Raw genomic sequence first — 22,633 nt, forward strand, 5'->3', positions numbered from 1 at the left:
CCCGAACAGGTGAAAACTAGGGTAGAATTAAGCAGTGCAGTACCAGCGATCATCTGATCTTAGGGGCTGTCAATCACAGATATAGAGTAATTCGATTCAAAAAAGCACCGGGTGGCTGTTAAACTTTTATCACGATCACCGTTTAGGAAATTGCGAGTTCTGCTTCGATTCCAACGTCGAATTTCGTCGGCATGGAACAAACTGTTTTCTTTGAGCCATCATTGGACATGGGGCGTCACGTGGCAAGGCAACCACACCGGTCATGAAAGCGACATGTCGTGGTTCTAGTGGACCATTCAAAAATATGCCATGATTGTGGCAAGGGGGTTATGGGATGTATTCCGATTTTACGCTAGCGGATGACCGTCCGGCTTATATACAGGTCAAAGATTATATGAAACGGCTGATGACGACCGGAGCGTTGCAGGCGGATCAAAAGCTGCCGTCTACGCGGGAGCTCGGTTCGCTGCTTCACGTCAGCCGCAACACCGTGCTGAATGCCTACTCGGACCTTGAGGACGAAGGCTATATTTACGCCGTCAAAGGCCAGGGGCATTTCGTGATCCCCTCGATCAACACGAATGAAACGGAAGCGCAGCCGGCAAATGTACAGCTGGACTGGACTTCGCGGTTGAACGACTACGCGAGGCTGGCGGAAGCGAATGACTTGATGAAGCACGGCATCCGTGCCGGCAAAGGGGCGATATCGTTTACGAGCATCGCACCCGATGAGAAGCTGTTCGATCTGCAAAATGTAAAGCGCGCCTTCCTTGACCGAATGTCGCTGGAGGGAGAAGTCCTCCTCAATTACGGCTATGCCAAGGGCTACAAGCCGCTGATCGATTATTTGCTTCACTATATGGAGAATAAAGGCGTTGATGTATCGGGCAAGGATCTGTTGGTGACCAGCGGCTTTACAGAGGGACTGAGCTTGGTGCTTGCAGCCTTGAATAAAGGCCATGGCCGCATCCTATGCGAGAATCCGACCCACCATACCGCCATTAAAAATTTCAAAATGCACGGTTACGCCATCACCGGCGTTCCGATGGAGCAAGATGGCATCAGCTTAGCGGACCTTGCCGGCGAGCTCGCGGCTCGCCCTTATGATTTGGCGTACCTCGTGCCTTCCTACCATAATCCAACGGGGATCGTGATGTCGCCGCAGAAGAGGCTCGAGACTTTGCGGCTGCTCAGCGAGTATGAGACGCCGGTGATAGAGGACGGCTTCAATGAGGAGCTCCGGTATTCCGGCTCGCATATCGCGCCGCTCGTCGCCTGTGCCGGCGGGGGAAACAACAGCGTAATTTATTTGGGCAGCTTTTCCAAAATTCTGTTTCCAGGACTGCGCGTCGGCTGGGTCCTCGCGGATAAAACCCTGATCGATTACCTCGAAAGCGTGAAGCGTGCGCGCAGCATCCACACCTCTACGCTGGACCAGTCCCTGCTTTACCAGTATCTCTATAACGGCAATTTCGAGAAATACCTGAAGCGGGCCAAGGCGGAATATAAGCGAAAATATGAGCTGGCCAAAAGCTGCTGCGAAGAATGGCTGCCGCAGCACCGGCTGACCGGAGACGGCGGGCTCCACGTATTCGTTCAATTCGAGCAAGGCTTGCGGACGCGCGAGCTATTGGAAGCCTGCTCCGCGCAAGGCGTAGTGTTTACGCCCGGGGATATTTTCTACACCGACGGCGGCGGGCAGCATACGATGCGGCTTGGATTCTCTCGCGTTTCGGATGAGAACATCCGGAAGGGGATCCGCATCATCGGCGAAACCGCCAGGAGGATGGTGTAGAGATTGTGTGGGTTTAGATGTCTAGTTTAGGGGTTTCCGAAAGTGGAAGGCTTGGAAAGTAGAAGAACTTGATTGCAGATGGGCTATATTAGCTGTTCTCGAGTAAGGCTTCGTAAGTAGAAGAACTCGAAAGTAGAAGAACTTGAAAGTAGAAGAACTCGAAAGTAGAAGAACTTGAAAGTAGATGAACTCGAAAGTAGACGAATATCATGCTTGAAGGAACTAAACACTGCAGCGAAGTCTAGAAGGAATGGGACTGAGCCTTGGCTGTGTACCATGTCTAAGTAGGCGGTAGCCGGAGATGTGGGAGCGTTGGGGCTGCTTCAACTAGCAGGTGGAGTTCGGACTATGGAGCCGAAGCGGCTGCATGTCAGGTGGCGGAGCAAGTCCCGAAAAGGGACTTGTGCGGTCGAAAAGGAGCTGCCGTGGCGGAGCAAGTCCCCAAAAGGGACTTGTGCAGGCGAAAAGGAGCTGCGATGGCGGAGCAAGTCCCGAAAAGGGACTTGTGCGGTCGAAAAGGAGCTGCGATGGCGGAGCAAGTCCCCAAAAGGGACTTGTGCGGTCGAAAAGGAGCTGCGGTAGCGGAGCAAGTCCCGAAAAGGGACTTGTGCGGTCGAAAAGGAGCTGCCGTGGCGGAGCAAGTCCCCAAAAGGGACTTGTGCGGTCGAAAAGGAGCTGCGATGGCGTAACAAGTTCCCAAAAGGGACTTGTGCGGCCGAAAAGGGGCTGCGGTAGCGGAGCAAGTCCCCAAAAGGGACTTGTGCGGTCGAAAATGAGCTGCGATGGCGGAGCAAGTCCCCAAAAGGGACTTGTGCAGGCGAAAAGGAGCTGCGATGGCGGAGCAAGTCCCGAAAAGGGACTTGTGCAGGCTAAAAGGAGCTGCGATGGCGGAGCAAGTCCCGAAAAGGGACTTGTGCGGTCGAAAAGGAGCTGCGATGGCGGAGCAAGTCCCCAAAAGGGACTTGTGCCAAGCAAGAGCAGCACAGCAATCGCATCAACGGAGCAGGCGGAATTGGACCGTAGAAGCGAAGCGTGCCCCTTTATCCCCGGATTCCAACAACGGAAATGGGATGACAGGGAATCTGGGGATAAGAGGGATCGGAGGTACAATCCGCATGCGGAGTGCTGAATAGCCCCACAGATGGATCGGAAACAGCAATCCGCATGCGTAGTGCGGACCAGACCCACAAACCGCTGTTTCGGCCTAAGCGAATCCGGCTGCAGGCGAAGAGCAGCACAACAACCGCATCAACGGAGCAGGCGGAATTGGACCGTAGAAGCGAAGCGTGCCCCTTTATCCCCGGATTCCAACAATGAAAATGGGATGAAAGGAATCTGGGGATAAGAGGGATCGGAGGTGCAATCCGCATGCGGAGTGCTGAATAGCCCCACAGATGGATCGGAAACAGCAATCCGCATGCGTATTGCTGCATAGACCCGCAGAAGGAACGGGAACTGCAATCCGCCGCATGCGTAGTGCGGATTAGCCCCATAGAAGGGATCGGAGGCACAATCCGCATGCGGATTGCGAAGCAGGCCCACGGCAAGCTTTCCACTTGAGGGCCAGCTCACATTACATGAAGGAGGTCACACATCATGAAAGTCGGCGTCATCATGGGAGGCGTTTCATCCGAGCGGGACATTTCGCTGCTCACGGGTCAGGAAATGATGGCTCATCTGGATCCGTCCAAGTACGAGGCCATCCCGATTGAAATCAATGACAAGCGCGACCTGATCAACAAGACCGAAGGGATCGACATTGCCCTGCTTGCACTGCACGGCCAGTACGGGGAGGACGGTACAGTACAGGCCACCCTGGAGTCCATGGGCATTCCATATACGGGCAGCAGCGTCTTGTCCAGCAGTATCTGCATGGACAAAGATGTCAGCAAGAAGCTGCTTCGGTATGAAGGATTGCATACGGCCGATTGGCTCATCGTCAGCAGCCTGGAGGAGCTGGCGGAAGCGAATGTAGAGTCGCTGGGATTTCCCCTCGTGGTCAAACCGAATACGGGAGGGTCCAGCATCGGTACCCGGATTGTGCGATCCCGCGATAAGCTGAAAGCGGCAGTGGCGGATGCCCTCCAATGGGATCGATCGGTCATGATCGAGCAGTGGATAGAAGGCCAGGAAATCACTTGCTCCATTTTGGACGGAAAGCTGCTGCCGATCGTGTCGATCAAGCCGAATGCCGAATTCTTTGATTACACATCCAAATACGCGGAAGGCGAAGCCGAAGAGCAGGTGATTGAGCTGCCGGAGGAACTTCAGAGGAAGGTATGCGCGGCAGCGCTTCAATGCTATAAGGCGCTGAAGTGCAGCGTTTATGCGCGGGTCGATATCATCCTGAAGGACGGCGTTCCGTTTATACTGGAAGTCAATACGCTGCCGGGATTAACGAGAACGAGCCTGCTGCCCAAAAGCGCGGCGGCGGCAGGCCTCTCATTCAGCATGCTGCTGGATGCCATCATTACGTCATCTTTATCGGAACGGTTAAGAGAAAATACCACATACAAGGAGTAGAGCGAATATGAATACAACGAATAGCTTCCTGACGCCGATTGTGCAAACCATGCCGCCCTCAGGGATCCGGCAGTTCTTTAATGCGGCCGAAGCGGATCCGGAGGTGATCTCCCTGGGAGTCGGCGAGCCGGATTTTGTTACCCCGAAGCGTGCCATTGAGGCGAGCGCCCGGGCGCTGGAGAGCGGACGGACCATGTATACGCCGAATGAGGGGCTAATGGAGCTGCGGGAAGCTATTGCGGAGTATTTGTACAGCCGCTTTCAGCTGAGCTACGAGCCGTCGCGGGAGGTGCTGGTCACGGTGGGCGGCAGCGAGGCGATCGACTTGGCGCTGCGCGCCCTTGTATCCCCGGGCGACGAGGTGATCATTCCTGTGCCGGGGTATGTTGCCTATGCTCCGCTCGTCAGTCTGAATGGCGGACGTGCCGTGGAACTGGAGCTGACTGCCGAGCAGGATTTCAAATTGACCGCCGACGCGCTGCAGCAGGCGATTACACCACGAACCAAAGCGCTCGTCGTGAACTTTCCGAGCAATCCGACGGGGGCTGTGATGACGGCTGCCGATTGGCTGCCGATTGCCAGCCTCGCGATTCAGCACAATCTGGTTGTCATCTCGGATGAAATGTATGCGGAGCTTACGTACGTCGGGGAGCATACCAGCATCGCCTCCCTGCCGGGGATGCGGGACCGCACACTCGTCATCGGCGGTTTCTCGAAAGCCTTCGCCATGACGGGCTGGCGGGTCGGGTATTTATGCGGAGAACGGGAGCTGCTTAAGGGGATGATAAAAATTCACCAGTATACGGCCCTCTGCGCTCCAATTATGGGACAGATCGCAGCGATTGAATGTATGAGAAACGGGCAGGAGGACAAGGAATCCATGAAGGCGGCGTTCGATGAACGCCGGAAGATGTTCGTTCAAGGGCTGAACGAGATCGGCCTTCCCTGCCGCGAGCCGAAGGGAGCCTTCTATGCCTTTCCGAGCATTGCCGGAACGGGGCTTAGCTCACAGCAGTTCGCCGAACGGATGCTGCGCGAGGCGAAGGTTGCAGCCGTGCCCGGCCACGTATTCGGTCTTGGCGGGGAAGGATTCATCCGCTGCTCCTATGCAGCTTCCTCCGGGCAGCTTCAGGAGGCGGTTGAGCGGATCGGCCGTTGGCTGAAGTCGGCGGAGCTTCTGCCTTCCGTTCATGCGGCTTTCCCTACAGAATTCTCGAAAGCTTGCGGTAGTCTGTCGCTGTAATCCCTTCAAGCTTGCGGAAGATCCGGCTGAAATAATGGATATCCGGGTAGCCGATCCGGTCTCCGATCGCTTCAATCGAAAGATCGGTTTCCCGCAGCAGCCGCCGTGCTTCGCGGTGGCGAACCGATTGAACAAACTCGCTTGGCGGCATCCCCGCCAGGCGCTTAAACAGCTTGGCGGTATGATCAGGGCTCAGCATCAGATGCGCCGCGATCCGTTTGTTGCTCCAGTCTTCGGCTGGAGCTTTTTCAATGCGGGCCATCAGATCCATCAGCTTGCCGTCATGGGGCGACGTTTCCGTCAGAGCCTGGGAGGAGTGGGTGCGGAATAACTGAACGAGAATATCCAGCATCAATCCTTTACAGACAAGCTCATATCCCGCCGAACGGAGCGTAAACTCCTCCACGACCCGCTCCATTAATTGAACGCAGGAGAGCGGAGGCGTGTAAATCGTCCGGGAAGACAGCGGAGGGAAAACCTCCGAGATGGCCTCCCTGGCAAATTTATCCGCCGCTACGGCGGCTTCGTTCACAATCATGTCCGCTTCGGTCTGGATTTCAAGCTCTCCGAAAAAATCAAAGTGAATGCCGAGAAAATGCGCTTCCGGGATCGAGGTCACTTCATTCTGATGGTAAACGCCGGAGGGCAGAAAGATGAGCTGGCCTGCCTCAATAACATGACGCTTTCCGTACATCGTCGTGACGGCCTCCCCTTGGCTGACGTACAGCAGCTCGAAATCGTACAATCTGCGCTGCGGAAGAGCTCCGGTCCCCATTCGTTGAAGCTGGGCGTAATGAATGCTGGGAGACCACTGCTGAACCGGGGCGAGCCGCTGCAGAGGGTATTCCGATGCCTCGACGGCCATAAGCTGTTCCTCCTTTTTAACCTACATAACCCTTCCTGGCAACATAACGGAATTGTCCAAAAAATCGCTTTTCTATCTAAATCAATCAGACGAGTCTTTGTTTATTATATAAGTATTATTACATGACATTCCCTGCCTTTCAACTTGACGGAAAAAGTCAAATGATGCGTTTCTAGGAGCTTTCTTTCATTTTCATGGCTAACCCGGCACCCGTGGCAGGCTAGCAGCAAACCAAAACAAATGGGGAGGTATTCGTTATGAAGAAAGGGATCAACATTTGGTCGTTTCGGGGAGATGCGTCTATTGCGGAATGCATCCAACTGGCGAAGGAGGCCGGCTTCGAAGGGATCGAGCTGTCGCTGAATAAGGATGGAGAGCTTGGCCTTCAGGCCGGCGATCAGGTGGTTAAAAACATCAAGGCTCAGCTGGAGGACGCGAATTTGGAAATCGCCGGACTTGCTACAGGTCTGTACTGGGATTATCCGATGACAAGCGATGACCCTGCAGTGCGCGAAAAGGCTATCGATATTTGCAAAAAACAGCTCGAGCTGGCCGCAGCCTTTGGAGTGGATGCGATCCTGGTTATTCCTGGGGCGGTTGGCGTGGATTTCATCCCCGGCTCCGCCGTAATCGATTACGAGGTTGCTTACGAACGGGCGCAGGAAGGCATTCGCAAGCTGGTTCCGTATGCCGAAAGCGCGGGCGTGGCGATTGCCATCGAGAACGTTTGGAACAAATTTTTGCTCTCTCCGCTGGAGCTCCGCACCTTTATAGATGAGATCGGCTCCGATTATGTCGGCTCCTATTTTGATGTGGGTAACGTCGTGCACAGCGGTTATCCGGAGCACTGGATTCGCATTCTGGGATCAAGAATCAAGAAGGTTCATTTCAAGGACTACCGCAGACAGGCGGGAGGCTTGCACGGCTTCGTGGACCTGCTGGCCGGAGACGTCGATTATCCTGCCGTGGTCGAGGCATTAAAGGGGATCGGCTATGACAACTATGTCACCGCGGAGATGATCCCTGCTTACACGCATTATTCGGATCAGATCATTTTCAACACCTCGAACGCCATGGATGCGATTCTTGGCCGGACGCCAACGCTGCGTCAAACGGCCGTGCGTGAGCAATTGGGACAATCTTAAGGGAAGAAGAGGAGGGGATCAGCATGCTGAAAATCGGACTGTTGGGCTTTGGTTTTATGGGACGTATGCACTTTGACAATTACATGCGACTAATGGATGAAGGAGCGGATATCCAGCTTGCCGCGATTTGCGATATCCGAATTGATGAACTGAAAGAAAGCAAGGCTAACGGTAATATGGCGACCGAGCGGGAAGTGTATGATCTTACGCCTTACCGGCTGTATGACCATATCGATCGCATGCTGGAGAATGAGGAGCTCGACATCGTCGATGTATGCTTGCCGACGAATCTGCACGCGGATATGACCTGCATGCTGCTCGAACGCGGAATTCATGTCTTATGCGAGAAGCCGATCGCAGGCAGCTCGGAAGAAGCCTGGCGGATGGTGAAGACGGCTGAGCGTACGGGGGCAACCCTAATGATCGGGCAATGTCTTCGTTTCTGGCCTGCGTACGAATATTTGAAGGCTTGCCTGGAGGACGGGCGTTACGGACAAATCGTAGCCGGCGAATTCTTCCGCGGCTCCGAGCCGCCTAAAGGCTGGTTCCTCGAGGGAGACAAGAGCGGCGGCTGCATCACGGATATGCATGTCCATGACGTGGATATGATCCATTGGCTGTTAGGCAGACCGCAGCATGTATCTACTTTCGCCAAGAATATCATCGAAGGAAGCTCGTACGATATCGTGTCGACGCATTACAGCTATCCGGACGGCAAGGTCATTACGGCCAGAGCGGATTGGACCCTGCATGGCGACCACGGCTTCTATATGGGGTACCGTGTGAACCTGGAGAAGGCTACGATTGTATTTGAAAACAATGAAGTGAAGGTGTATCCAGAGGACGCGCCGGGCTTTACGGCTGAGCTGTCAGGTGATTCCGGATATTACCGCGAGCTCCGCTATTTCATTGACAGCGTGGCACAAGGGAAGGCTGTAACGGTATGCACGCCGGAGAGTGCCGTAGGCTCACTGGAAATCATCGAAGCGGAGATCCGCTCGGCCAAGGCTCAGGGAGCGCTGGAAGCGCTGTCCGGGAAGCAGAGCGTATCGTAAGCGTATAAATATTGTATCCATAATAAAACGGGGCTGTCCCAGCTGTGATATGCTCCCCATACGGTAGACAGGTGAAATCATAAAGCCTGCTACTGTAGGGGAGCAGTTCATCTGCGGGACAGCCCCGTTTCTTTCGTCTCACAATTGTGAAGTATTCGTTAGGCTCTACGCACGGAACGTCTTCAGGAAGTCAACCGCCAGCTTAATATCGGCCTCCGGATTAGCTTTCACTTCACGTTCGATCGTCAAATATCCGGTGTAGCCGATATCCTTCAACGCTTGAAGATATGCAGGCCAATCCACGCTGCCTTCGCCGAGCGGAACTTCACGGAACTTCTCGCCGGACTCCGCCATGTCGGCAATTTTGTCATGATCAAGTGCCGGCGCTTCATAACCGAAATCTCCGTACACGTCACGGGGATCCACAAACTCGGCCAGCTTGATACCGTCCTTCGCGTGTGTATGGACGATATAATCCTTCAGATTATATACGCCTTGGACAGGATCATCGCCGGTCACCATCACCATATTGGCCGGGTCAAAGTTCACGGACACGCCGTTCGAGCCAAGACCGTCCAGGAAGGACTTGAGATGGGCGGAAGGCTCCGGCCCCGTCTCGATGGCAAAGAACGCGTTCATGGATTTGGCGAACGTGCTAAGCTCGAGGCAGGCATTGTGCATCGTCTCGTATACGCGGCTGTTGCGATCCTGCGGCACGATGCCAATGTGGGTGGTCACGATATTGGTGCCGAGCTCAAGACCCAGCTCCATGATGCGTTTCGACTTCTCGATTTTGGCTGCATTTTCGGACGGATCCTGGAAACCGTGGCCCCCCAGGTCTCCCACAAGCGCCGAGATTTCAAGGCCCAAGGATTCAATGTAATCCTTCAGCTCCTTGCGTGCGGACGCGGACAAATTGGCCGGATCCATTTCTCCATGAACAGCGTAGATCTGAACACCGTCGGCACCGACATTTTTCGCCTTGACCAAACCTTCTCTTACGCCAACCCGAAAGCTGTCAACAATAACGCCGATTTTGTTCGGCATGATAGGCTTCGACATCGTTTAAACTCCTCCCTCAATCTTTGTCGTCGATCGGTTGCTTCTATCGAATATCAAAAAACGAAAAGATCAGCTTTCGTTCCACACTTTGCGCACATACTCCAGGCCTAGCTTGGTTCCGGTGCGGCAATCCTCCATGCCCTCGAATTCAATGGAAATGTAGCCGTCATAACCGGATTCCTTCACGATGCGAATCACTTCTGGAATCTTAATGTCGCCTTGGCCGACAATGGCACCGCGAAGCCAGTTACCGCTAGACGTGTTAAACCAGCCTCCGCCTGGAGGACGGCTAGCCGGACGGTAATAGAAGTCCTTGAAATGCACCATGGAAGCGAGACCGATATTGTTCTTCACGGCTACCGTGGATTCCTCATCCGCACACATGAAGTTGCCGACGTCCAGCGTCGTCTTGAAATTTGGATGGTTAACGGTTTGGACAAGCGCTTTCACCCGGTCGCTGTGCTGAATGAAATACCCGTGATTCTCCACGCTGGTGATAATGCCGCGCCCGGCTGCATAATCCGCGATGATGCGGCAGGCATTTGCAAGGCGAGGGAGCTCCTCGATAAAATGAACGAGCGACAAGTCCTTGGACGTTGCCACGTCATGGCGCATCCGCTTTACGCCCAGGGCTGCTGCAATATCGACCTCGCTTTTTACGCGCTCGATCTCTGCCTCATAAGCGGCATCATCGAGTTCGGCGAAGTTCGCGCCGATAGCATAGTTGGAGAGCTCGAGCCCTTTGGCGGCGGCATGGGACTTAATCGTATCGATGAGCTCCGGATTTTCCTTTAAATTGAATCCGAGGGGCACGATCTCAATATGCTCACCGCCGATTTCGGCAATGTAGTCGATCACGTCGGTTATGGTCATTTCACCTTTGTTCATGGCCTGGTAAAGGCTGTACGAGCTTACGCCAAGTTTCATAGCAGAACTTCAGCTCCTTTTTCGGCGGATTCATAGATACCGCACAGAATTTTCATTATTTCCACGCCGTCTTCCACAGGGCTTAGCGGCTGGGTTCCGTTCTCAATGCTTGCGATAAAGTGGTTGACCTCGCTCTGGAAAGCGGAATCGAAGTCAAATCCCTTGTGGTCCGTTTGAGGCTGGATGTTGATGATCGTGTCATGCTTCTCGGTGACGATGACAACTTCAGGATCAATCTCGAAACCGCCCTTGTCGCCATACAATTTAACGGTCTGCTGATTTTCCTTCGAATGCAGCGTGAAGCTGACATCAACCAGCATCGAGGCACCGTTTTCAAATCGGATCATCGCATTTGCCATATCCTCGACCGTATTCTTCTCCGCATCATAGTCTGCAGCTTTGTAGAACGACAGATTCCGGACATTGGAACGGTTGCCCAGCTTTCGGTATGTATTGGCGCTGACAGCTACCGGCTTCGGACGGCCCATCATGTACCAGCACAGATCAATGACGTGAACGCCGATATCAATTAGCGGTCCGCCCCCTGAACGTTCAATGTCGGAGAACCAGCCGCCCGGATTTCCGAGTCTGCGGATCGAAGAGGCCTTCGCAAAATAAATTTCTCCGAACTCGCCTTTGTCCGCGAACTCGCGCAGCATTTGAGCATTCGGATCATAGCGTCTGACAAAGCCGACTTGAAGCAGCTTGCCGGAGGATTTCACCGCTTCCTGAACGCGCAGCGCTTCCTCGACCGTACGGCACAGCGGCTTCTCGACGAGGACATGCTTGCCGGCGTTAAGAGCGGCAATGCTGATCTCGGCATGGGTATTGTTCCAGGTACAGATGCTTACCGCATCGATCTCAGGATCGGCCAGCAGCTCGCGATAATCTGTAAATACTTTGGTAGCGCCGTACTTTTCAGCCGCAAGCCGTGCGCGTTCTTCATTTAAATCACATACCGCGAGCAGATTCGCGTTCGCGTGTTTTTGGTAGGATTGCAAATGCATAGCAGAGATCGAACCAGTTCCAATGACCCCAACATTAATTGATTTCATGATTTCACTCCTCTGAATTTACTGCATTACACTTCTGTATTATAATGCTTCTAAGGAAAGACACCATGATAAACCGTGCTTTTTGTTTGTACGATCGTGCTGTCTTGATCAAGTTCAAAGGAGACCAGAGCATTGGACCATACACTGCGGGAACCGATGACGATGCCGGACCCCCAATTTCCGATCAAGGTTCATCTCTGCCAGTTCGAGGGCAGGGGACAGGTCATGTTTAATCGCCACTATCACGAGCATTTGGAAATTTTGTATTTTGTCTCCGGAGAAGCAATGCTGGAGTGCGGTTCCTCCACCTTGCATGCCCGCGAAGGCGATTTGATTGTCATTAATCGCAATGAGCTTCATTATGGAATCAGTCAGTCTGATCATTTGTTCTATTATGCGTTAATCGTGGACTTCTCGCTGCTCCAGAGCCATTCCTTGGATGCGCCGGAGATGAAATTCATTACGCCGATTACCCAAAATCGTCTGGTGTTCGCCAACCGGGTTAACGGAGATGACGTTCTTTCATCTATGCTGGCGATCATCCAAGAGCTGGAAAAGCGGGAATTCGGTTATGAGCTCGCCATTAAATCCGAGCTGTACCGCTTGCTTACGCTGCTCTTGAGAGGCTATGTTGCAACCGTTCTCACACAGGATGAATATGTGGAGCGGATGAAGAACGTAGAGCGTTTTGCCCCGATATTCAAATACATTGAGGAGCATTACAAGGAGGAGCTTTCGGTCGAGCTGCTATCCGGGATGGCCGGTCTCAGCCGATATCATTTCAGCCGGTTGTTTAAAGAGCTGAGCGGAAGAACCGTAACGGAATATGTTAACGAGACCCGGATTAATAAAGCGGATTATCTGCTGCGAAGCAGCCCGCTTACCGTCTCCGAGATCGCGGTAGCGACGGGGTTCAAGGATATTTATTATTTCAGCCGCATCTTCAAGAAATATAAACGGCTTGCCCCTTCTTTTTTAAGAAAAAACAGTGCTGTTTCTCATTGATCTGTCATAAGCTGATCCATGTGCAGGCAGTTCATACGCCGTGCCGCTGTATCATAGGATAAGACTGTAGACATATAGATCAATGCATCCTATAATGAATATCATTATCTTAAATGCATAAGCGGGCGGAGATCATGGAGGACCCTTTTGCTATGGATGCGTATGACGTGCGCATTTTCGGCAGATGCGGTTCTTTTTTAGCTATCTGAAGCTATAAACTCCGGAGGAAGCTGCTGCCAGATCTCGCAAAAAACTACTGCTAAACGAGGTTTGTCTTCCTTGAAAGCACGTCGATAGACGTTTTTCTTATATCAAGGCGTTGGGGAAAGAGGTGATTGACGGTGAACGAAGGGTTATCCGCAAAGCTGCGGGCTCAATATTTACAGGACATGGAGAGGGGCAAGCTGGATGTTCTGGTGATCGGCGGTGGCATTACGGGCGCCGGGATTGCCTGGGACGCCAGCTGCCGTGGAATGACGGTCGGCTTGGTGGAGATGAATGATTTCGCCTCCGGAACAAGCGGCAAATCCGCCAAGGTGATCCATGGCGGATTGATATATCTCAGGAAAGGGAAGCTTCGTTTGGTACGCGAGTCTTGTACCGAGCGGGCATTGCTGCGTCGCTGCGCCCCCCATTTGGTGAAACCGCTTCCAGTGCTGCTGCCGATTTATAAACATCAGCCCAGCGGTTATTTGGCGAGTTCCATCAGGCTGTATGCGTATGATCGGCTTGCCGGTGCGAAGGCTAGCCGTCGGGGAAGGATGTACCGGCGGGAACAAACCCTGTCTTTGGAAAACCTGCTGAATTCAGACGCGTTAAAAGGGGCGGCCTACTGCCGTGAGTACCGGGCTGACGATGCGAGATTGACGATTGAGGTGCTGAAGGCTGCCCGGATGAAGGGCGCGCTGATGGTCAATTACGCAAAAGTGTTGGGTTTTATCTATCGGGGCGGGAGGATTGCAGGCGTCCGTGTCGAGGACCGCTTAAGCGGAATCCGATATCCGATCCTCGCCCGCCAAATTGTGAATGCCGCCGGCCCATGGGCGGATCAGGTAAGGCAAATGGACAACTCGCTGGCCAGCGAGCAGCTGCAATTGACCAAGGGGGTGCATCTTGTTGTCGATTATAACAAACTCCCTGTTCGTCAGGCTGTTTGTTTTGAAGGTCCCGGAGGAAGGAGAGTCCTCGTCATCCCTAAGGATTCTAAGACTTGCATCGGTATGACCGGGACTCCGTTTGAAGGAGGTGTCGGGACACCAGATATAACGGACGAGGATAAGCGGTATTTGATGGGCGCCGTCAACGGCTTGTTCCCCGGAATCCGCCTGGAGCATGGGGATATCGAATCAGGCTGGTGCGGATTAAGCGCGATGTTCAAGCCGGAGAACAGACAGTCTCCCGACATGACCGGGAAGGATGGCATTCTCATATCCGAATCAGGGTTGATCACAGCGAGGCCAGGAAATCTAACCGGATTTCGCAAGAGGGCGATGTCCGTTGTGGACCTCGTGGCTAAGCACATCCAGGATGCGGATGGAACGATCTATCCTCCTTGCATGACCGACCGGACGCCAATCAGCGGAGGGGACCTGAACGGTCTTACTTATAAACGGTTCAAGGAAATGATGGTCGAACAGGGTGCCCTTCAAGGAATCGGAGCTGACCCCATGCGAAGACTTATAGCAAGATACGGGTCGAACGCCAAGAAGCTGCTGGACATTTATCGGGCTTCGTCAGCTGAGGAAAAGGATGAATATAAGCTGCTGCGGGCAGAGCTGATCTATTCAATCGAGCATGAAATGACCGTTGCCGTCGAAGATTTCCTGCTGCGGCGAACCGGCTGGGTATGGTTTGAGCGGGAGACGGCCGAGCGGATGATCGCTCCCGTCATGGAGATCATGGGCGAGCTGCTGGATTGGGATGAAGAAGAGCAGGCCAGGCAGTGGCGTTTGCTTGAGGATCAGCTTCAGATGGCATGGGGACTTGGAGGAGGCAACCTACTTGAGCGGTTCCCCTTGGAGCCTGACCAAGATCCCGCCGAGCTGATTGTAACGGATGAGGCAGCGAAACAGCTAACGCAAACCTAATGGTCCCCATTTTCGGCATTCGAACCGAATGATCCCCATGATTCACTTGTCAAATGGAATAACTGGATGTAGTATTAAATTATCGATTATAGAGCTGGGCGGAGATGATGAGAAGCCCTTTGCATAACGGAATCATTCATTTTGCATGAATGAGCATCTTGCTATGCAGAGGAGCTTCTCATTTTTTATGGGCGATTTTAGAAATCCGGCTCCTTTAGCAAGTGGTTTCGGCAAGGACTAACCGGCTGTGCCGGAACATATGAATACTAGACCACGTGCGGCTCCGTTTTCGTAGTCCCACGAGTCAGATTGTGAATCTATCAAAATTCCAAGATGGAACATGCAGAGGAGATCGAGTATGGATCATTTTTCAGGGTATATCTTTGACTTGGATGGCACGATTTATTTAGGGCCGGAAGCGATCGAGGGGGCCGTAGAGACCGTCCGTTATTTGCAGGGCTTGAATAAACGCTTGTTGTTTCTGACGAACAAAACGATCGATTCCCGAGAAAATTATTTGAAAAAGCTAGGGAAGCTCGGAATCCGGGTGGAGCTGGATAACATTTTGAATCCCGCACTCGTAACGATTCATTATTTGCACAAGCATCATCCGGGGGCGAAGGTTTATGTCATCGGCGAGCCGATATTAAAGCAGGAGCTGCTGGATAACGGGATTACATTTGCTTCCGCGCCGGAAGAGACGGACGTCGTTGTCGTGTCCTGGGATCGGGACTTTCATTATAAGCATCTGGACTTTGCATACCAATCGATTAAGAGAGGCGCGGCCGTTATCGCTACGCATCCGGATCGAACATGCCCGATGCCGGGAGGCGATATTCCTGATTGCGGCGGCATGATCGGGGCTATTGAAGGCACGACCGGCATGAAAATTACAACCGTCATGGGTAAGCCCTCCGTCTTGACGGCGTTGACGGCACTTGATATTTTGGGAGTTAAGGCTGAAGAGTGCCTCATGACGGGAGATCGTCTGGAAACCGATATTCGAATGGGCAATCAGGCCGGGATGAGCACAGCGTTGGTGCTTACCGGCGTCTCGACTTCGGAGGATTTGAAAGACAGCGATGTGAAGCCAACCTATATTCTGGATTCGGTCCACGATATTTATCGCAGCCGTACCGTGAAAGAGGCAAATGAAGCGGGTTCTTAAGGTACAAAAAATAAGCCCGGGCAGCTGGAGAACCGGAGATGCTGCTCTTGGCAACGAGGTGAAGACATGAGAACAAGTGTAGAAGGCGCGCAGCGAATCACGTACTGCTTGAAGCGCAAACCGATCATTACATCTTTGATGAATGCTGACGAGCTCCCCTCCGTGCTTGCAACCGAATCGAACATCGTGTTTATTTTGAGGACCGATATATTTAATATCGAGTCGATCGTAGAACAAATCCAGGAGGCCGGAAAGCTGTCCTTCGTTCATTTCGACCTGATCGAAGGGATCGGGAAGGATCGGGCGGGAGTAACTTATTTGGCTGAAAAGGTAGGCATCGACGGCATTGTCACCACGAAGAATACGATCATCGTCGAGGCCAAGAAGCTTGGCCTGCTGACCGTTCAACGACTGTTCGTATTTGACTCCGTTTCGCTGGATAACGGGATCAAGATGATTAAGGCTTCGAATCCGGATGCCATTGAAGTGCTGCCAGGCATGGTATGCGAGCGGATTATGGACCGGATCCGGGCGGAAGTCGATGTGCCCGTCATTGCGGGTGGATTAATGATTGATTTGGAGGATTTCGATACGGCTCTAAAGAGCGGCGTCATCGGGATTTCGACCTCCAGTAAGGAACTATGGCGCTGGCAGGATGAGCATATGCAATAAGACCGGCCAGCGAGGGGGATAATAGAACGGTTGCTGATGAGGAGTGAACGAAAATGTACGATATTTCACTGGATATGCAAACGATGCTGATGCGGCTGCTGCTTGCAGCTCTGCTCGGCGGGCTGATCGGTTGGGAACGGGAGCGCAGAAATAAGCAGGCTGGACTGAAGACCCATCTGTTGGTTGCCGTGGGATCAACCCTCATCATGTTGACCTCCATTTACGGATTTGACTCCTTGCTTATCAATCATCCCAATGCCAGATTTGACCCTGCGCGGCTTGCGGCGCAGGTGGTAAGCGGTATCGGCTTCCTTGGCGCGGGCGCTATCCTGCGGCGTTCCAATCATATTATTTCAGGCCTCACCACAGCAGCAACGTTATGGGTAGCTGCTGCCATCGGGCTCAGCGTGGGGTCCGGGTTTTACTGGCCGGCGGTCGTTACGACTGCCATCGTGCTGATCAGTACGCTTGTGCTGAACAAGCTGGAATCCCGGTTTTTGTTCATTAAGAAGTCGGGGAGCCTGAAAATCATGATTGAAGCGGGTGATCGGCCCGTGCAGGTCAGCATCATTACCGATCTTCTCCAAAAGGCGAACATGACCGTCCAGGGCATGATCGTCAATAATGACTCTGCCGATGATGATTCAACGAAAGTAACGATGGAATTCCGGGTGTATTCATTTAACAGCAAAGGCATCGATGCCTTATTCGAGCAGCTGTGGCAGGTCGAGGGGATCAAGCAGGTGCGGATGAATTGGCGGGATTAGTGCGTACGGCAAAAGGGGGAAGTGTTAATAAGCTCAGTGCACAGCTCAACTTGAAGCGTTGGCAGACAGGAAATGTGATCAAGACGTTAAATCATTTTATGATGAGCGTGAGTGTCGCCAAAGAAGGTAATCAATGGAGCCGTACGATTTTACGGCTCCATTCTTTATGAGGCCAACTTGAACATTTAAACTTATGGAGAAATTTGCCCAGCCCAGTCAATTGCGTAGGTTGCTGTTGAATAGGCAATAACTCCGATGGAATAAGTACCTTTTACAGAAGGCTTGAAACTTATATTTTCTTGGGGAAGAAGACCTGAACTTCCATATTTAGCTAAATCAAGTCTAAGTTCGCCATTCTGGATTGGCTGTACTCCAGGACTCCAAATGAATAAATCTAAATCAGCACCATCTTCATTATTTATTATAAGAGTTGTCGCAAAAAAAGCTTCGATATCTGTTACATTGATTTGGTAGATATCAATAGTCCCTGCTGCAATATTACCCTGTGCGCGGAAATGTTTACGATAATTATCGAATGACCCAGAAGATGAACCTGCTGCTGCTTTAATCGTGCTATGTCCTAAAATTAATCCGTTACCATATACTTTGTCATATCCGTCCATTCCATAGTCTTCAATTTTATAATCGAAATTGACACTTCCATTACTTGCTTCAAGCATAAGGGCAGTCAAACCAGAGATCATAGGTGCAGCCATTGAAGTACCTGTGTATGTAATATATTCATTCGTTGAGTTTGCCTTTGCAGCACGAATACTTGTACCTGGAGCAGCGAGGGATGGACCTTCGCTTCCTGTCCCCCTATTTGAAGTAGGATTTAGATACCAACCCCCTTCGTACGGATCGGCTACATTGGCTACTGACAGAACACCGGGGCATTTAGCAAATCGATTCAAAGAATCATAATTTGCTCCACCAGGAGTGTTACCTGCAGCTACTACTGTAAGTATTCCATTACTAGCAGCACTCCCGGCTCTACTACAAAATTGTGAATCCGCTGCTCCAGGTGCACCTAAACTCAAGTTCATAATATCTATACCATAGGTCCCTTTATTTTGAATGACCCAGTCCATAGCCTCGATTATGTTTTGATAAGAACAATTAGTATTCGTAGAGCATACCTTTATTCCTACAAGTGCTGCACCGGGTGCGACTCCAGTTTGTATGCCTGGATCCCCTGTTCCAGTACCGGCAGCAATACTTGCTACGTGTGTACCGTGACCTAGATCATCATACGCAGAGGTTGATTTAGGATTAACGAAATCTTTCCACCCAATGATTTTCCCACCGCTTAACATCTATACAAATTTGTATGGCTAGTAGAGGAGGAAAACATGGATGTCCACATGCTGTATGTTTACATAAATCGTATACGTATCATAGTTGAAGATAACCCCCGCAAACCTCGATACATTAAGTCTGTAAGAGGCTTTGGATATAAGCTCAGTACGTATACTACTTAGAAAAATGCCTACTACATTATCCTTGTTGGAAAATGGTAGTAGGCACCAAAATAATAGTAGCTTACCAAACAGAGATAACATCTTCTGGGATAGAGAGGGAAGAGATCGAATCCCATCTGCTGATTTCCAGAATCTCGATTGGAGTCAGTTCAACAAAAAAGTTATACCCTCCTAAACCTTCCTCGTTAGTGATCGAATCTTTGAATGTGGCGAAAATAGTATTAATGAATTGTTCTTTTGTAATTTTTATATTTTGATTTAGCATAATACTTACTTCAATTTTCCCTGAGTCATTATTTTTAATAAATTCGTCTATTTTTTCTTGAAGTGCTTGAAATATTTTTGGGGTTTTATTAGTCTTTTCAGATTGGTTTAAATTAATTGTGGATGAGTGTGAAACGATAACTTTTTTTACTGTTTTGTAATTAACTTTAATGCTTGTTACAGGAAATTCCTTCGTTTGTCCAATGATTTTAAATAAGTTACTATCCTCCGGTTTATTTTCAGCATATGCAACAGAAGGAATAGTAATTAGGATCACCAGCATTGAAATGGCTAACTGCTTATGCAGTTTCATTCCATAACTCACCTCCTTATCACAATTTAATGCATTCATATTTAATAACGTCAAGGGCCCCTTAAAGGTTGCCAGTAATCAGGAACTTACTTTTTCGGGTGCTCCCAAATAGAATCGAATTGAAGTTGAAGAACCATGACAAGCATAAGACTCCCTATAACATAAATCGCCTAGCGCAAAACTTCCTCCTATACTGGCTTCGCATGAAAAAGGCATGTAAAGCAAATAATGGAGGTAACTCGAGCTTTGCATGCTGGGAGGAAACGAAATGCTACGCTACCGGCCTCGCGGCCGCCGCTTCGCCCCAAGGAAGGATGCGCCGGGGCAGGAAGCTTCCCGGAAAATTGCGGGAATCGAGCCGGCCGACCATTTACAGGAGCATCTGGACCGCATCCGTACAGAACTTGGGAACAGCCCGGATATCATTTTCCGGCAATTGAAGCTTGGAGGAGCGTCCGAGGCCAATTGCGCCATCGTTTATTTAAACGGGCTCAGCGATCCGGAAATGATCAATCACGATGTGATGGAATCGCTGCTGCAATTAAGCAAGGAATTCCTGCAGAAGGAGCGCAGCCCGGCCGATTTTCTGGATATGGTCATGAAAGACGGACTTGCGATGGGCGAATCCAGAATGAGTGCAGATTGGAACGAAGCGATGCTGGCGATATTGTCTGGAGACACGGTCATCCTGTTTGAGGGGGCGGATCACATCATTATCGCAGGCACTCAGGGCGGGCAATGGAGATCCGTAACCGAGCCAACCTCGCAGCTGGTCGTCCGTGGCCCGAAGGACAGCTTCGTGGAGTCCATTGCAACCAATATTTCACTCATCCGGCGAAGATTAAAATCTTCTCAGCTATGGCTCGAAACGATGAAGATCGGATCGGTCACCCATACCCACGTAGCCATCATGTACGTCAAGGGCAAGGCGGATCCGGGGATTGTCAGGGAGATCAAGGACAGGCTGAACCGGATTGAGATTGAAGGGATATTGGAGTCTGCCTATATTGAAGAATTCATTCAAGATAAGACCATTACTCCGTTTCCAACGATATATAACACGGAGCGTCCTGACGATGCGACGAGCAAGCTGCTGGAGGGCCGGATCGTTGTCTTGGTGGACGGAACCCCTTTTGTGCTGGTGCTTCCAACGGTATTTGCCCATTTCTTTCAGTCGCCTGAGGATTATGCGCAGCGTTTCGATATCGCCATCGTCATGCGGCTCGTACGCTATATCAGCTTTATTATTTTGATTCTGGGTCCGTCTGTTTATATCGCATTAACAACGTTTCACTATGAAATGGTACCGACGCAGCTGCTGATCAGTCTGGTTGCCCAACGTGAAGGCGTCCCCTTTCCGGCTTTTATCGAAGCGATGCTCATGGAGGTTGTGTTCGAGATATTGCGGGAAGCCGGTGTCAGGATGCCGCGGGCGATTGGGCAGACGGTTTCGGTTGTCGGTGCGCTCATCCTCGGACAAGCTGTCGTTGAAGCAGGTCTGATTACGCCAGCGATGGTTATCGTAGTGGCATTGACCGGTATTGCAAGCTTCACGCTTCCGGCCTACAACCTGTCCATCGCTGGACGGCTGATTCGCTTTGGCTTCATGGTTCTCTCCGGCATGTTCGGCTTCTATGGGCTGACCTTGGGCGTCATCGTGCTGATCGCGCATATGAACAGTCTCCGGTCCTTCGGTGTACCCTTTATGTCGCCAATCAGTCCATTCCGGCTCAGGAATCAGAAGGATGCGATCATCCGTTTACCCTTTCAGCCGCTGCAAACTCAAGCTGCGGAGTCTTCAACCGGATTTGGAGCGTCATCGAATCAAGACACTTCCTTGGCTGGAGACTCGGATGGGAGGATGAGCGGGTCGGGGCAACAAGGTGCCGATGGCGGAAGCGCTTCGGGAAGGGGGCAGCATACGGCTGCGAACGGAGCAGGAGGAAATCGTAACTCATGATGGGAGGCGAACTGAGATATGCGCAAACATCAAGGGCTGACCATTCTGATCATGTGCTGCTGTCTCGGCCTGCTGAGCGGCTGCTGGGATGTGGTAGAGCTGAATAAGCGTGCAATTGTCTCCGGTATCGGCGTGGATTGGAAGGAAGAGGAGAAGGAATATCTCGTTTCCTTCCAGACGGTCATCGCCGATGAAATTTCGGGGAAGGCCGGCAGAGGAGCAACGCCTACCTCCGTATATAAGGCATCAGGGAAGAGCGTAGTCGAAGCGATGCGCAATGCTTCCCGCAAAGTGCCCCGTATCATTTCGCTCGCCCATACCGGTCTGATCGTCATCTCGGATCGCGTGGCGAGAGAGGGCATTATCGATCTCTTCGATTATTTGGACAGAGACTCCGATATCCGGCTGAATGCCGAAGTATTGATTGCAACCCAGGGACAAACCGCAGAGGATGTCGTGTCTGCAATGACACCGATTGGAAAAATCACGGCTTTTGCACTCGAGCAGAAGATCGATTTAACGTCGGGACAGCTTGGAGAGAATTTTCGGATCGAGGTAGATGATGTCATCCGTGGATTGCTTACCCCGGGAGGCGGGCCTTTGGTGAACGGAGTGATGATCGAAGGCAGCGCCGAAAAGGCATCGAAGATGGAAACCTTAAAGAACGCGAAGGTAGAAGGATTGGCGGTCATCTCCCAAATGGCTGTATTTAAAGGGGATCGTCTTGTGAGCTGGTTAAACGCGGACGAATCCCGCGGCACCGTTTGGATCCGGAATAAAATGAAAATCACGCCGATCCATTTGAAGTTACTTGATCAAGGTGGAGAAATATCGCTTGAAGTTATGCGGTCCAAAACAAGGCTGCTCGCTGACTTAGAAGATCCTGCGAATCCGATTATTCACATTCACGTGGAGCCTAATTTCTCGATCCGTGAAGTGAACAGCGCGATTGACCTGCGAAATCCGGCAACGATGAAGCTCCTGGAGGACGCAGCCTCGAGAGAGGTTATTCGTATTATGGAGCTAGCCGTTCGTAAGAGCAAGGAAGTGAATAGCGATATTCTGGGATTTGGTCAGGCTGTGGAACGGTCCGATCCGTCCGCTTGGCGAAAGATGAAGAATCGCTGGGATCAGCTCTTTCCACGGGTGCAAGTGAAATACCATGTGAAACCGGTGATACGAAATTCTCAAATGAGGGATCGTTCCGTTCTATACAAGATCCACAACCAATGAAGGAGGAGAGTCA

Annotated in this window: 18 protein-coding genes and 1 pseudogene; 13 read left to right on the forward strand and 6 right to left on the reverse strand. The window is 51.5% G+C overall.

Annotated elements, in window-relative coordinates:
* The first annotated feature begins 334 nt into the window (after nt 1-334).
* From pdxR to MKX76_RS00745, 3 genes are all read left to right on the forward strand, one after another.
* On the forward strand, nt 335-1,795 hold the full coding sequence (gene pdxR / locus MKX76_RS00735; protein WP_007127629.1) for a MocR-like pyridoxine biosynthesis transcription factor PdxR: 1,461 nt from the start codon (nt 335-337) through the stop codon (nt 1,793-1,795).
* 1,596 nt (nt 1,796-3,391) lie between these two features.
* On the forward strand, nt 3,392-4,318 hold the full coding sequence (locus MKX76_RS00740; protein ID WP_007127631.1) for a D-alanine--D-alanine ligase: 927 nt from the start codon (nt 3,392-3,394) through the stop codon (nt 4,316-4,318).
* Nucleotides 4,319-4,325: 7 nt separating this feature from the next.
* Nucleotides 4,326-5,561: an aminotransferase class I/II-fold pyridoxal phosphate-dependent enzyme gene (locus MKX76_RS00745; protein ID WP_028405151.1), complete on the forward strand. Its 1,236-nt coding sequence runs from the start codon at nt 4,326-4,328 to the stop codon at nt 5,559-5,561.
* Here MKX76_RS00745 and MKX76_RS00750 read toward each other — a convergent pair.
* Complete coding sequence (locus MKX76_RS00750; protein WP_341032696.1) at nt 5,521-6,426, reverse strand: helix-turn-helix transcriptional regulator; 906 nt, start codon at nt 6,424-6,426, stop codon at nt 5,521-5,523. The genes MKX76_RS00745 and MKX76_RS00750 overlap by 41 nt on opposite strands.
* Before the next feature lie 257 nt (nt 6,427-6,683).
* On the opposite strand from MKX76_RS00750, the gene MKX76_RS00755 reads away from it, so the two are divergent.
* The gene (locus tag MKX76_RS00755) at nt 6,684-7,571 is read left to right on the forward strand and encodes a sugar phosphate isomerase/epimerase family protein (protein ID WP_341032697.1); all 888 of its coding nucleotides are present in this window, start codon (nt 6,684-6,686) and stop codon (nt 7,569-7,571) included.
* A 23-nt stretch (nt 7,572-7,594) separates the two neighbouring features.
* Entirely contained in the window at nt 7,595-8,626 is a 1,032-nt protein-coding gene (locus tag MKX76_RS00760) for a Gfo/Idh/MocA family protein (RefSeq protein WP_007127635.1), read from the forward strand.
* Between the two features lie 165 nt (nt 8,627-8,791).
* On the opposite strand, the gene MKX76_RS00765 is transcribed toward MKX76_RS00760, so the two are convergent.
* The 3 genes from MKX76_RS00765 to MKX76_RS00775 form a co-directional block, all read right to left on the reverse strand.
* Nucleotides 8,792-9,688: a sugar phosphate isomerase/epimerase family protein gene (locus MKX76_RS00765; protein ID WP_341032699.1), complete on the reverse strand. Its 897-nt coding sequence runs from the start codon at nt 9,686-9,688 to the stop codon at nt 8,792-8,794.
* 69 nt (nt 9,689-9,757) lie between these two features.
* Nucleotides 9,758-10,615 carry a sugar phosphate isomerase/epimerase family protein gene (locus MKX76_RS00770; protein WP_341032700.1) on the reverse strand — a complete coding sequence of 286 codons (858 nt, stop codon included), beginning with the start codon at nt 10,613-10,615 and terminating at the stop codon, nt 9,758-9,760.
* Nucleotides 10,612-11,670 (reverse strand): Gfo/Idh/MocA family protein, encoded by a 1,059-nt coding sequence (locus MKX76_RS00775; protein WP_341032701.1) that lies wholly within the window; start codon nt 11,668-11,670, stop codon nt 10,612-10,614. The genes MKX76_RS00770 and MKX76_RS00775 overlap by 4 nt, the downstream gene beginning before the upstream one ends.
* A 132-nt stretch (nt 11,671-11,802) precedes the next feature.
* On the opposite strand from MKX76_RS00775, the gene MKX76_RS00780 reads away from it, so the two are divergent.
* From MKX76_RS00780 to MKX76_RS00800, 5 genes are all read left to right on the forward strand, one after another.
* On the forward strand, nt 11,803-12,675 hold the full coding sequence (locus MKX76_RS00780) for an AraC family transcriptional regulator (RefSeq protein WP_007127639.1): 873 nt from the start codon (nt 11,803-11,805) through the stop codon (nt 12,673-12,675).
* Between the two features lie 341 nt (nt 12,676-13,016).
* Complete coding sequence (locus MKX76_RS00785; protein WP_341032702.1) at nt 13,017-14,762, forward strand: glycerol-3-phosphate dehydrogenase/oxidase; 1,746 nt, start codon at nt 13,017-13,019, stop codon at nt 14,760-14,762.
* Nucleotides 14,763-15,120: 358 nt separating this feature from the next.
* Nucleotides 15,121-15,930 (forward strand): HAD-IIA family hydrolase, encoded by an 810-nt coding sequence (locus MKX76_RS00790; RefSeq protein ID WP_341032703.1) that lies wholly within the window; start codon nt 15,121-15,123, stop codon nt 15,928-15,930.
* 66 nt (nt 15,931-15,996) lie between these two features.
* Nucleotides 15,997-16,602: a glycerol-3-phosphate responsive antiterminator gene (locus MKX76_RS00795; protein WP_007127642.1), complete on the forward strand. Its 606-nt coding sequence runs from the start codon at nt 15,997-15,999 to the stop codon at nt 16,600-16,602.
* Between the two features lie 53 nt (nt 16,603-16,655).
* Nucleotides 16,656-17,369: an MgtC/SapB family protein gene (locus MKX76_RS00800; protein WP_007127643.1), complete on the forward strand. Its 714-nt coding sequence runs from the start codon at nt 16,656-16,658 to the stop codon at nt 17,367-17,369.
* Between the two features lie 191 nt (nt 17,370-17,560).
* Here the strand turns inward: MKX76_RS00800 and MKX76_RS00805 are convergent, their stop codons facing one another.
* Nucleotides 17,561-18,685 (reverse strand): S8 family serine peptidase, encoded by a 1,125-nt coding sequence (locus MKX76_RS00805; RefSeq protein ID WP_341032704.1) that lies wholly within the window; start codon nt 18,683-18,685, stop codon nt 17,561-17,563.
* A gap of 12 nt (nt 18,686-18,697) precedes the next feature.
* On the opposite strand from MKX76_RS00805, the pseudogene MKX76_RS29710 reads away from it, so the two are divergent.
* A pseudogene (locus MKX76_RS29710) lies at nt 18,698-18,850 on the forward strand (winged helix-turn-helix domain-containing protein); the annotation flags it as partial.
* 61 nt (nt 18,851-18,911) lie between these two features.
* Here MKX76_RS29710 and MKX76_RS00810 read toward each other — a convergent pair.
* Nucleotides 18,912-19,427, reverse strand: a complete 516-nt coding sequence (locus tag MKX76_RS00810; RefSeq protein WP_341032705.1) for a hypothetical protein — start codon at nt 19,425-19,427, stop codon at nt 18,912-18,914.
* A 268-nt stretch (nt 19,428-19,695) separates the two neighbouring features.
* Between MKX76_RS00810 and MKX76_RS00815 the strand changes: the two genes are divergently transcribed.
* Together MKX76_RS00815 and MKX76_RS00820 are read left to right on the forward strand one after the other, a co-directional pair.
* Nucleotides 19,696-21,387 (forward strand): spore germination protein, encoded by a 1,692-nt coding sequence (locus MKX76_RS00815; RefSeq protein WP_007127644.1) that lies wholly within the window; start codon nt 19,696-19,698, stop codon nt 21,385-21,387.
* Nucleotides 21,388-21,405: 18 nt separating this feature from the next.
* Nucleotides 21,406-22,620 (forward strand): Ger(x)C family spore germination protein, encoded by a 1,215-nt coding sequence (locus MKX76_RS00820; protein WP_007127645.1) that lies wholly within the window; start codon nt 21,406-21,408, stop codon nt 22,618-22,620.
* Nucleotides 22,621-22,633 lie beyond the last annotated feature (13 nt).

The sequence above is a fragment of the Paenibacillus sp. FSL R5-0810 genome, assembly GCF_038002285.1.
GTDB lineage: Bacteria > Bacillota > Bacilli > Paenibacillales > Paenibacillaceae > Paenibacillus_AQ > Paenibacillus_AQ lactis.